We start from the raw sequence: 10,789 nt of genomic DNA on the forward strand, positions 1-10,789 counted from the left end.
CCGCCCCTCCTTGTCGCGACGGCCCGCCGGTCGGTGGGGTGCGGCAGGTGGTGGCCCTCGTTAGGCTGATGGGCCAGGTTGGCGTTGCCGTGCCGGCCGCCCCCGGATGAGGAGCACGATGCAGCCCGCCGACGCCACCCCGGCAGCGCAGACCGGTTCGGACGCCGTCACGGTGCCACCGCCGCGATCCGCCCCCGAGGTCGAGTCGACGTCACCGGACGCTGGGCAGTCACCTGCCGACGCAGGTGGGGAAACGGCCACGGCCGGCGGGCTCGACGAGCGGGAGCGGGAGATGCTCGCCTTCGAGCGGCAGTGGTGGCGGCATGCCGGTGCCAAGGAACAGGCCATCCGGGACCGGTTCGGGCTCTCGGCCACCCGCTACTACCAGCTGTTGAACGCGTTGCTGGACAATCCGGCGGCGCTGGCCGCCGACCCGGTGCTGGTGGGCCGGCTGGTGCGGTTGCGCGCCTCCCGGGCCCGCAACCGCCGCCGTTAGGCCTGCGATCTCGACGTGTCGTCCGGTGCTCGATGGGTAGGCGGGGGCGCGGGGGGTGGCGAATGAGCGGCGGGGGGCCCAGGCGGCCGGGACGAACGGCGCATCCGGAGACCGGCGTACCCGAAGCGGCCTCGGACGAGCGCCGCCGCGGTGCGGTGGTCGGCACCGCCCCCGACATGCGGGTACGCTCCGCCTCCGCCCCGCCACCCGGTCGGGCCGTCAACGAGGACCTGGTGTTCCGGTTCGGGCCGCTTGTCGGAGTGCTGGACGGCGCCACCGTGCCGGAGGGCTTCGACACCGGCTGCGTACACGGGCCGCAGTGGTACGTCCGGCACCTCGCCGCCCGACTCGGCCTGGCGGAGGCCGCCCGTCCGGCCGCCACGCTGGTGAGCAACCTGGCCGCGGCGATCCTCGCGGTCCGCGCCGACCACGGCGGGCAGTGCGACCTCGACCACCCCGGCACCCCGTCGAGCACGGTGTGCCTGCTCCGCGACGGCGGCGACCAGGTCGACTACCTGGTGCTCTGTGACAGCCCGCTGGTGCTCGACACCGGTGGGCGCGTCGACGTGGTGGTCGACGACCGCCTGGCCAGCTCGGTGACCGACCTACGGGAGACCGCCGACCTGCTGCCCGATTCGACCGACTGGGCCACCCGCTTCCGGCGTGCCGTCACCGCGCAGCGGGAGCGGATGAACCGCACCCACGGCTACTGGGTCGCCGCCGCCGACCCTGACGCCGCCTACCACGCGGTGGTCGGGACGGTGCCCCGGCACGGGCCCGCGGCGTTGCGTCGCGCCGTGCTGCTCTCCGACGGTGCCTCCGCCGTGGTCGAGGAATTCGGGCTCCTCGACTGGTCCAGCCTGTTGGACGTGGTGGCGGCGGAGGGCCCGGACGGGCTGATCGACCGGGTCCGCGCCGCCGAACGGGACCATCCCGACCGACGGCGTCGACACAAGGCGGCCGATGACGCCTCCGCCGTGTACTGCGAGTTCGCCCGGCCGGACGATCGCGGAGCGTGACCCGGGAGGTGATTCGACCCGACCGGTCGGTCCGCTCCGCCAGAGGGACCGGTCGTTTCCGAACCGGGTGGACGCGCGGCGCCGGGCGCGGAAGACTGCGGCACGTGACTGGTGCGGTCCGGTTGGAGCCGGTGGACGAGCGGAACCTCGAACCGTTGCTCTCGGTGGCGGTGGCCGAGGCGGAGCCGGCCGACGTGATGCCGCCGGTGGAGGCGCCGGCCGGCTGGTCGAACGCGCGACGGGAGGCGTTCCGGGAGTTCCACCGGGCCAGCTTCGGCGGGCTGGACGCGTCCACCCGCAGCGCGATGTACGCGATCGTGGCGGGTGGCGAGGTGGTCGGCATGATCCGGATGAGCCGACGGGACGAGCCCGGTGTCGCCGAGGTCGGCATGTGGCTCGGCCGGTCGGCCCGTGGCCAGGGCATCGGCGCGGCGGCGTTGCGGGAGCTGTTGCACCTGGCCGCGGCGGCCGGCATGCGGACCGTGGTGGCGGACACCGCGCCGGAGAACCGCGGCGCGCTGTCCGTGCTGGAGAAGTGCGGCGCGAAGCTGCGCGACGCCGACGACCGGGTGTACGCCGAGATCTCGCTGGACGACGTGGCCGCCTGCTGACCGGGCGTGCTCAGCCGCGCTGTTCGGCGTACGCGGCGAGCCAGGCGACCTGGGCCGGGTCCAGGGACGGGCGGACCCGCGACCGGGCCGCCGCGACGTGCTCGGCGGTGACCGTGGAGGCGGTCAGCGACTCACGCATCGCGGCCAGCGCGGCCTCCCGGACCAGTGCCGCACAGTCGGCGGCCGAGAACCCGTCCAACTCCGTGCCGAGGGCGGGCAGGTCGACGCCCTCGGCAAGCGGCACGTTGCGCGAGGCGGCCCGCAGGATCGCCGTCCGGGCCTCGGCGTCCGGTGGCGGCACGTACACCAGCCGTTCCAGCCGCCCCGGGCGCAGCAGCGCCGGGTCGACCAGGTCGGGACGGTTCGTCGCGCCGACCACCACGACGTTGCGCAGCGCCTCCACCCCGTCCAACTCGGTCAGCAGGGCGGCCACCACCCGGTCGGCGGTGCCGCCGTCGGTGGCCTGACCGCGTACCGGGGCGAGGGCGTCCACCTCGTCGAGGAAGACGAGCGTCGGGGCGGCCTCCCGAGCCCGACGGAACAGCTCCCGTACCGCGCGTTCGCTCTCCCCGACCCACTTGGACAGCAGCTCCGCGCCCTTGACCGACAGCACGTTCGCCCGGCCGGTCCCGGCCAGCGCGGTCACCAGATAGGTCTTGCCACAGCCCGGCGGACCGTAGAGCAGCACCCCACGTGGCGGTTGCACGCCGAGCCGGGCGAAGGTGTCCGGGTAGGTCAACGGCCACAGCACCGACTCGGTGAGCGTCTGCTTGACCTCCGCCAGATCACCGACGTCGTCCAGGGTGACCCGGGCAAGTTCGAGCGTGGCGGCGGCCATGCTGGTCGGCCGTACCACCTCCAGGGCGGCGGTGAAGTCCGCCATCAGCACCGTGGGGGTCTGCGCCGACTTCTGCCGCAGTGCCGCGCGTACGCCGGCCTCGCGGACCAGCGCGGCCAGGTCGGCGGCGACGAAACCGGGGGTACGCGCGGCGACCTCGTCCAGCCGTACGTCGTCGGCGAGCGGCACCGGGCGGGTCAGTACGGTCAGCTGCTCCCGGCGCAGGACGGCGTCCGGCAGCGGCACGTCGATCCGCAACGAGAGCAGGTCGGGCGAGCGCAGGGCCGGGTCGACCGCCTCCGGCCGGCTGGTGGTGCCGACCACCGCCGCGCCGGCCTGTACGAGCTGGGCCACGCACCGCCGGAACACGGTCGCCACCGGTCCGGGAGCCTCCGCCGGGGCCAGTGCCTCCACGTCGGTGACCAGCAGCACGGCCGGCCCGCCGGCCAGCGCCTCGGCCGTCAGCGCCCGCAGCCGGGCCGCCGCCGAGTCGTTTGTCAACGCCGCGACCTCCGGTGCCCAGAGCGGATGCACCCGGGCACCGACCTGGGCGGCCACCGCCCGGACCAGGGCCGCCTTGCCGGAGCCGGCCGGACCGCTCACCAGCACCCCCAACGACACGGTGGTGCCCAGCCGGCTGAGCACCTCCCGGTGGTGGAAACCGAGGTCGAGCAGCTCGGTCAGTTCCTCGGCCTGGGCGCGCAGGCCGGGCAGCTCGTCCACCGACGGCACGTCCAGTTCGTCCGTCCGGGCGGTCCCGGCCCGCCCGCTGCCGTCGGTCTGTCGTCCGGTGTCGCCGGCTCGCCCGGCGGTCCACGCACTGCTGCCGTCGGGACCGGCCGCGCTCCCGCCTCGACCGCCGGCCACCGTCCCGGCACCCGTCGGCCGGCCGCCGTCGGTCCCGGTGACCCCCGTCCCGCCGACGCCCCGCCCGTCTGGTCCGGTCGGACCGGCAGCGACCGAGCCGGTCCCGGCGCCACCGTGGGTCGCGGGGCCGTGCTCCCAGCCGACGAGGGTGTCCATGGTGACCAGCGCGCCCGGATCCGGTTCGGCGGCCAGCACCCGCAGCAGCGTGCTGGTCCAGGCGTAGCCGACCCGGGTGGCGAGACTGCGCCGGGCCGCCTCGACCAGGGTGCGGGTCGAGGCGTCCGGCAGCACGTCCTGAGGCAGCAGGGAGACGTCGTCGCCGGTGGTCACCACCTTGCCGAGCAGTGCCAGCCGCAGCATCTCCGGGGAGACCACCGCGACGACCTCGGCCGGCCCGGCGAGCAGCACCCGGCGGGCCGGGGCGACCGGAGCCGGGCTCAGTCGCACCTGCCCGCCGTCGCGTACGCCGAGGTTGCCCAGCATCAGGTCGTCGGCGAGCAGCAGCGCCGCGCTGGCCGTGCCGTCGGCCGCCGCGACCAGGCCGGCGGTCACCCGTCGCCCCGCCAGCCGGACCGGGTCACCCGGGCGCAGCGCGAGGGCGGTGAGCGCCTCCGGGTGCAGCCGGACGATGCCCCGCCGGGCGTCCAGTGCGGCCGGCCGCAGGCTCGCGATCAGGGTCAGCTCGGGTTCGCCCACCGCCCGACCCTAGCGCCTGCTCACCCCTCGTCCGGTCAGCCCGCCGGCTCCTCCCCGGTGAGCAGGGACGGATCCCGGCGGATCAGCTCGGCCAGCCGGGCCGCCGGGTCGTCGCTGAGCCCGTCCTGAGCGGCGGACCAGCCGGGTACGGTCTTCACCGACAACGGCCAGGACGGTGGCGGCGCGGCGGGCTGTCCGCTGACCGTGACCTCCTGGTCGACCCAGGCCACCCGCAGGTCGTACGCCTGCCCGTCGTGCTCGACCCGAGCGGCGACGGCCGCGCCCGGGTGCGCGGCGACGGCCGCGCGCAGCGCCTCGGCCACGTCCTCCACCGGGTGCCGTGGCGGTGCCTCGTGGGCCGGTTCGTGGACCCCGGCCCAGCCGGGTCCCGCGTTGCGGCTGTCGGTCCGACCCCAACCGGGGCCGGAACCGTGGCCCGGCTCCGGGCCGGGCTGTTCGTCGGCCGGCACGGTCGGATCCGCGGCCCGTCGGCGCAGCGCCTCCTCACGTCGACGCATCCGGGCCAGAGTCTCGTCCAGTCCGCCTCTCATCCGCCTCACCCCTTCCCACGAGGGGCCTGCGAGCCGCTCGGCTCAGGCCCGTTTCTCCCGGGTGGCCCGGTCCAGCGCGCGGTCCAGGACGACCAGCAGGGCGTCCCGGACCGAGAGCCGGTCCCGCGCGTCGAACTGCACCAGGGGTACATGTTCGCCGATCGCCAGGGCCCACCGGATCGCACTGAGGTCGTGCGCCAACCGCCCGTCGAAGGCGTTCACCCCGACCACGAACGGCAGTCCCGCCCGTTCGAAGAAGTCGACCGCCGGGTAGCAGTCGTCGAGCCGGGCACTGTCGACCACCACCAGCGCGCCGAGCGCACCCCGGGCCAGGTCGTCCCACATGAAACCGAAACGGGTCTGGCCCGGCGTACCGAACAGGTAGAGCTTCAGGCTTCGATCGATGGTGACACAACCGAAGTCCATCGCCACCGTGGTGGTGGTCTTCCCGGAGCGCTGACCAGGGTCGTCGACCCCGATCCCGGCGGTGGTCATCTCCGCCTCGGTGGTCAGCGGGGCGATCTCCGAGATCGATCCCACGGTGGTGGTCTTGCCGACGCCGAAACCACCGGCCACCAGGATCTTCACCGGGATCGGCGGGGTCGCCCGGTGAGTACCCGGTCCGGCGGGCGTCGCGGCGGGCGGCCGGTACGGCGGCGGTGCCGTGGCGGCGTGCGGCGGTGGCGGTGGCGCGGTGGCCCGGCCGATCGGCGGCGGGGTCGGTGCGGCACCGCCGTAGCGGGCCGCGGCGCTGTTGGCGGCGAGCGCGCCCGGTGGTGCGGCGGGCCAGTCAGGAGATTGCACGGAGTCCATCAATCACTCGCAGGATGACGTCGGGGTCGAGGGCGTCGTCGGCGTCGGTCACGTGTACGTCCAGGTGGCCGGCGGCGCGCAGATCGCCCACCAGCACCCGGGTCACGCCGAAGTGCAACCGGGTCTTGGCGGAGATCTCGGCCACCGAGATCGGTTCACCGCAGAGCGCCACGATCGCCTGGAGTTCCGGGCTGAGCCGGGCGGCCGTGACGCTCCATGATTCGGTTGTCGGTCGGGCGGTCACCTGGGTCTCCAGGCCGATCGTGGGGTCGGCGCCGGCCACCCGGCCGGCGGTCAGCACAAAGGGGCGGGGTCCACTCGGCCCGACCTCCTCCGTCTCCGGTCCGATCGCCGCCGGTGCGCCCGCCGGGCCGGCGGAGCCGGCCGGGGAGGACTCGCGCAGGTAGGGCCGGATGCGTATCACCGGCTCCTGTTCGGCACCGGCGGCGTCGGGATTCATTGCTGTACGGAGTTCTTGAGTTCGGCGATCAGACGCGGGGTGAGCGCCCCGCCGGCCCGACCGGCGAAGAGGGTCATCTCGTAGGCGACGGTGCCCAGGTTCGCCGACCGGTCGGCGACCACGCCGAGCACCGAGCCACTGCTGATCGCGCTGATCAGCAGGTAACCCTCGGCCATGTCCACCACGACCCGGTTCAGGCCGCCCAACGCGTACCAGCTGGCGGCACCGCCGGCCAGGCTGGTCATACCGGAGACGACCGCGGCGAGACGCTCCGCGTTGGACCGGTCCTTGATCGCGGACATGGCCATCAACAGGCCGTCCGACGACACGGCGATCGCCTCCAGCACCCCCGCCGTGCCGGAGGTGAAGGAATCCAGCAGCCAGTTGAAGGTGCGGGCCTCGGGGCTGAGGTCGCCGTGGCTCTGGTGGTCGAGGTTCTCGTGCACGTGCGGGCTGGTCAACGTGGCGTTCCTTCGTCGTCGCTGCGGTGGTTACGGACATCGCGCAGAGCCCGGGCGACGCCCGTCTCGAACGCGGTCATGCGATCGCGGACCTCGGCCGGATCGCCCGGGTCCTGAGTGAGCGGTTGCTGCGGCAGTTGCTCGATCAGGTTGGCGCCGGGCACCCTGCGGGACAGCTGGGACAGCCCGGGAGGAGTCGGCGGTGCGACCGGCTGTGGCAGGGCGTCGGTCTGACTCTGCTCGGCCCGGCGTACCCCCGACTCGAACGCCTCGACGGCCGCGCGGGCGGCGCTCGGATCGACGCCACCGGCGTCGACCGGGCCCACCCTCGGTGCCGTCCTCGGCAGGCTGGCGCCCGGTACCCGCTGCCGGACGCCGGGCATCGGGGTCGGCGGAGCCGCCGACACCGGTGCGACCTGCGGCACCGTCACGGTCTCCGGATCGGTCTCGGCCGGCTCCGCGCCGGCCTTGCCGGCGGGCTCCGGGCCGGTGGCGAACGCGTCCCAGGACTCGGACAGCTCCATGCTCTCGGACGCCCGGGTCAGCAACGTGGGGTTGAACCCGGGCGGGGCCACCGCCGGTTCCGTGGGGGAAACGACGGCCAGGTCCACCGCCGCCGGGGCGCCCTTCTGCGGTGGCACCGGTTCGAGCTGGTGTCGGGCCGGCAGCGCGGCCACCGGGGCGGCCCGGCCGACCGGCGGGACCGGAGGGCCGGCCGGCTCGGGCGTCCCGACGACAAGTGACGTACGCGGAATCTGGAGGGTGGCGGTGACACCGCCGCCCGGGGTGGCGGACAGACCGACCGCCCAGTGGTGCCGGCGGGCCAACCGACCCACCACGAACAGCCCGAGCACCTCGGTCGGAGCGAGGTCCAGCCGCTCCCGGCGGGTGAGGCGGGCGTTCTCGTCGGCCAGCCGCGCCTCGGTCATGCCGATGCCGTGGTCCACCACGGTGAGCTGTACGCCGTTCTCGGTGAGTTCGCCGCTGACCAGCACCCTGGTGTGCGGCGGCGAGAAGACCGTGGCGTTCTCCATCAGTTCGGCGAGCGCCAGCACCAGGTCGCCGACGATCGCCGGTGCCGCCGCGGCCTCGGTCGGCACCTGGACATCCACCCGGGTGTAGTCCTCGATCTCACCGAGGGCGAGGCGGGCCACGTTGGCCAGCGGAACCGGCGCGACGTGCGCGACGTCGCCCACCGCACCGGAGAGCACCACCAGGTTGCCCGCGTTGCGCCGCAGTCGGCTGGAGATGTGGTCGAGCCGGTACAGGTTCTCCAGCCGCCCCGGGTCGGTTTCCTGCTGCTCCAACCGGTCGATCAGGGCGATCTGCCGACCGACCAGGTTCTGGGTACGGCGGCCGACGTGACCGAACATCTGGGCGACGTTGCGCCGGCTCGCCGCCTGCCGTTCCACCAGCCTGGCGGCGGTGTTCTGCACCCGTTCGAAGGCGCGGGCCAGGTCGCCGACCTCGTCCCGGGCGTGGACGTCGACGGGATCGAGGCGGACGGGCTGGGCGTTGTCGGTCTCGTCGTCGGCCACCCGGACCAGTTCGGATTCGGCGACCCGGGCGACCCGGTCGGCGGAGCGGGTCAGCCGGGTCAGCGGCCCGGTCACCGTGCGGCCGATGGCCAGGGCGAGCAGCACCACGCCGACCAGGGTCACCGCGACCAGCGTGGTCACCCAGTACGCCCCGGCGAGCGCCGCCTGCCGTTGGGCGCGTACCTCGGCGGTCACGTCGGCGACCAGCTTCTTCTCGACGAACTGACCCAGCGTGATCAGCGAGGAGACCGTCGGGAAGAGGGCCTGGATGGGGATGTCCGCCACCGCCGCCACCGGGTCGAGGGCGCTCTGTTGCAGGAACTCCGGGCTGGTCCGGGCGTCCACCGCGGTCTGCTCGATGTTCACCAGCGCCTGCTGTTCCGGGGTGAGCAGGCCGAGCATCTTGTCGCTCTCCGACTGCAGCGTGGCCATGTTGGCCACGAACGCGGTGGCGAACCGTGGGTCCGGTGCGGCGGCGACCAGGACGATCAGGGCACCACCGCCGCTGAGTCCCTCGCTCTTGCGCAGGATGCTGTCCAGCGCCAGCGTCTGCCGTCCGGCCGAGGTCCGGGTGTCCACGTCGTACGGCAGCCGCAACGAGTCGATCAAGGCGAGGTGAACCGGCCCGTACGCGCCGATCACCTGTGGCGGTGCCGCCTCGCCGGCCAGTACGGCCGTGCGTATCTCGGCCAGTTGGGCAACGCCGTCGAGCGCCTGGCCCACCTCGACCGGAAGCTCGTCGTCGAAGTCGACCCGCAGGTCGACGATCCGGTCGTCGACCTCCGCGATCTCCTGCACCAGTGCGCTGCGCTCGACCTGCCCCAGCAGGAGGCCGATGGCGAGCATGCGTTCCCGCTGAAGATGCTGAAGCAGGGTGCCGACCCGGCCGGCGAGCTGGACGGTCTGGTCGATCTCGCCGGCCCGCTGGGCCACTCCGGCTCGTTCCAGGACCACCGGCAGGGTCAGCCCCAGCATGCAGAGCAGGGGAATGGTCACCAGCAGGGTCAGCTTGCCCCGGATCCGGAGCCTACCGAGCAGCATCGAAGGGCCTCCACCGATCCGGCTCGTGGACCTGTCCGACCGGCTGCAGCGCCGGTGGCGGTTCCATGGGACGGGCTCCGGCGTTGTCCCACCGGACACCGGGTGGCGGTGCCGGTGCGTCACCGGCCACCGGTGCGGCGAAAGTGTCTCGCGGACGGGACATCCAGGTGCTCACCGCGAGTCCGACCAGCAACAGTGCGGCGAGGCCGCCCGCGCCGAGAATCAGCAGACGGTCCCGGTCCAGCCCGTCGAGCCGCTCCGCCAGCAACCGGTCGATCTCGTCGAGCAGGACCGGTTGGAGCTGCTTCGCGGCCTGTTGGGCCTCGTTGCGGGCCGCGAGGAGCCGGGTCGTGTCCACCGTGCCGGCCTGGTCGACCGGCTGGGAGTGCAGGGCCATCGTCTCGACGGCCCGCTGGTACGCGTCGAAGGGGGTGAGCACGTTCGCGCCCAGGTCGGCGCTCTCCGTGTTCTCCACCACCGACCGCAGGTTGTTGGCCAGGTCGTTCGCGGGTTGCAGGGCGGCGGCCCGGAGGGTGGCCAGCTGGCTGAGCGACTGGAGCCGTTCGGCTTCGGACCGGCGGTTCATCAGCACGGCCAGGTCGGTGAGGCGGCCGGCGGCCACCATGGCCTCCGGCATCTCCTCCGCGACGCCGTCCTGAAGGAAGTACGCGTCGACGCCGGCGTCCCGGATCAGGCCGGAGGTCTCCCGGACCTTGTTGTGCAGGGCCAGCAGCAGGTCGGTCACCTCGCCGTACACGGTGAAGGCGGCCTCCCGGTCGGTCAGCGCACGTTCGGGGAGGGCCTCCAACTTCGCGCGGAGTCCGGCCCACCGCTCGCTGGTGCTCAACTCACCGCCGATGCGCGCGTCGACCGTGGCGGCTCGCTCGACCGCCTGGTCGAGGGTGTCCCGGCGCAGCGGCCGGCCGGTGACGGCGGCGCTCTGCGCGTCGACAAGCGCGTCGGTCACCGGCCCGAGGGCGCGGAGGTACTCGACGCCGAGTCGCTCCCGCGCGACCACGTCGCGGTCGGTGTCGACGAGTTGGTGTGCCTGTACGACGAGGAACGCCACCGGCAGCAGCAGCGCGGTGGTGAGTAGCAGCGGCAACAGCCGGCCCGGTGTCCGGGGCCGGCGACGGACCCGCGGAGCGGGAACGGTCATGGTTGTCTCCTCCGGCGTGGCGCAGGTTGTCCGACGGCGTCGACGAGCCGGTCCCGTGCGCCGGACCGGAAAACTAATCGAAGCCTGCTGACTTGGGCCCGGTCGGCGAGGGTCAGCTTTGCGTCACTTCGAGCGATGTGACTGACGGCGATCATTTCGCTCACGCTCGGTGTCACTCCTGCTGTAGATAGGCGTACTTGAGTATAGATTCGAGTGAAAGGCAGGAATTCCCGCGATGC

The 10,789-nt window shown here is 73.7% G+C and carries 10 protein-coding genes; 3 read left to right on the forward strand and 7 right to left on the reverse strand.

What is annotated here, in order from left to right; translation table 11 throughout:
• Window positions 1-118 precede the first annotated feature (118 nt).
• The 3 genes from O3597_RS27855 to O3597_RS27865 all read left to right on the forward strand — a co-directional run bounded on the left by O3597_RS27855 (window position 119) and on the right by O3597_RS27865 (window position 2,126).
• Complete coding sequence (locus O3597_RS27855) at window positions 119-496, forward strand: DUF3263 domain-containing protein (protein WP_164448559.1); 378 nt, start codon at window positions 119-121, stop codon at window positions 494-496.
• 62 nt (window positions 497-558) lie between these two features.
• Window positions 559-1,515: a hypothetical protein gene (locus tag O3597_RS27860; RefSeq protein WP_166458803.1), complete on the forward strand. Its 957-nt coding sequence runs from the start codon at window positions 559-561 to the stop codon at window positions 1,513-1,515.
• A 104-nt stretch (window positions 1,516-1,619) separates the two neighbouring features.
• Entirely contained in the window at window positions 1,620-2,126 is a 507-nt protein-coding gene (locus tag O3597_RS27865; RefSeq protein WP_164448558.1) for a GNAT family N-acetyltransferase, read from the forward strand.
• A gap of 10 nt (window positions 2,127-2,136) precedes the next feature.
• Here O3597_RS27865 and O3597_RS27870 read toward each other — a convergent pair whose 3' ends face one another.
• The 7 genes from O3597_RS27870 to O3597_RS27900 are packed head-to-tail and all read right to left on the reverse strand — an operon-like array spanning window position 2,137 to window position 10,550.
• On the reverse strand, window positions 2,137-4,527 hold the full coding sequence (locus O3597_RS27870; RefSeq protein ID WP_281602878.1) for an AAA family ATPase: 2,391 nt from the start codon (window positions 4,525-4,527) through the stop codon (window positions 2,137-2,139).
• Window positions 4,528-4,562: 35 nt separating this feature from the next.
• Complete coding sequence (locus O3597_RS27875; protein WP_281602879.1) at window positions 4,563-5,078, reverse strand: hypothetical protein; 516 nt, start codon at window positions 5,076-5,078, stop codon at window positions 4,563-4,565.
• Between the two features lie 42 nt (window positions 5,079-5,120).
• The gene (locus O3597_RS27880) at window positions 5,121-5,891 is read right to left on the reverse strand and encodes an ATP/GTP-binding protein (protein WP_281602880.1); all 771 of its coding nucleotides are present in this window, start codon (window positions 5,889-5,891) and stop codon (window positions 5,121-5,123) included.
• Window positions 5,869-6,351 (reverse strand): DUF742 domain-containing protein, encoded by a 483-nt coding sequence (locus O3597_RS27885; protein ID WP_281602881.1) that lies wholly within the window; start codon window positions 6,349-6,351, stop codon window positions 5,869-5,871. The genes O3597_RS27880 and O3597_RS27885 overlap by 23 nt, the downstream gene beginning before the upstream one ends.
• Entirely contained in the window at window positions 6,348-6,812 is a 465-nt protein-coding gene (locus tag O3597_RS27890; protein ID WP_164448556.1) for a roadblock/LC7 domain-containing protein, read from the reverse strand. The genes O3597_RS27885 and O3597_RS27890 overlap by 4 nt, the downstream gene beginning before the upstream one ends.
• The gene (locus O3597_RS27895; protein ID WP_164448555.1) at window positions 6,809-9,391 is read right to left on the reverse strand and encodes a nitrate- and nitrite sensing domain-containing protein; all 2,583 of its coding nucleotides are present in this window, start codon (window positions 9,389-9,391) and stop codon (window positions 6,809-6,811) included. The genes O3597_RS27890 and O3597_RS27895 overlap by 4 nt, the downstream gene beginning before the upstream one ends.
• A complete protein-coding gene (locus O3597_RS27900) occupies window positions 9,378-10,550 on the reverse strand; it encodes a hypothetical protein (RefSeq protein ID WP_281602882.1) in 1,173 nt (390 codons plus the stop codon). The genes O3597_RS27895 and O3597_RS27900 overlap by 14 nt, the downstream gene beginning before the upstream one ends.
• Between the last annotated feature and the right edge of the window lie 239 nt (window positions 10,551-10,789).

The sequence above is a fragment of the Verrucosispora sp. WMMA2044 genome, from assembly GCF_027497155.1.
Taxonomy (GTDB): Bacteria; Actinomycetota; Actinomycetes; order Mycobacteriales; family Micromonosporaceae; genus Micromonospora; species Micromonospora palythoicola.

What these genes read in the sequence shown, in the direction of transcription:
- O3597_RS27860 (WP_166458803.1), top strand. Translation starts at nt 559, where the DNA reads ATGAGCGGCGGGGGGCCCAGGCGGCCGGGACGAACGGCGCATCCGGAG.
- O3597_RS27895 (WP_164448555.1), bottom strand. Translation starts at nt 9,391, where the DNA reads ATGCTGCTCGGTAGGCTCCGGATCCGGGGCAAGCTGACCCTGCTGGTG.
- O3597_RS27875 (WP_281602879.1), bottom strand. Translation starts at nt 5,078, where the DNA reads ATGAGAGGCGGACTGGACGAGACTCTGGCCCGGATGCGTCGACGTGAG.
- O3597_RS27885 (WP_281602881.1), bottom strand. Translation starts at nt 6,351, where the DNA reads ATGAATCCCGACGCCGCCGGTGCCGAACAGGAGCCGGTGATACGCATC.
- O3597_RS27880 (WP_281602880.1), bottom strand. Translation starts at nt 5,891, where the DNA reads ATGGACTCCGTGCAATCTCCTGACTGGCCCGCCGCACCACCGGGCGCG.
- O3597_RS27855 (WP_164448559.1), top strand. Translation starts at nt 119, where the DNA reads ATGCAGCCCGCCGACGCCACCCCGGCAGCGCAGACCGGTTCGGACGCC.
- O3597_RS27900 (WP_281602882.1), bottom strand. Translation starts at nt 10,550, where the DNA reads ATGACCGTTCCCGCTCCGCGGGTCCGTCGCCGGCCCCGGACACCGGGC.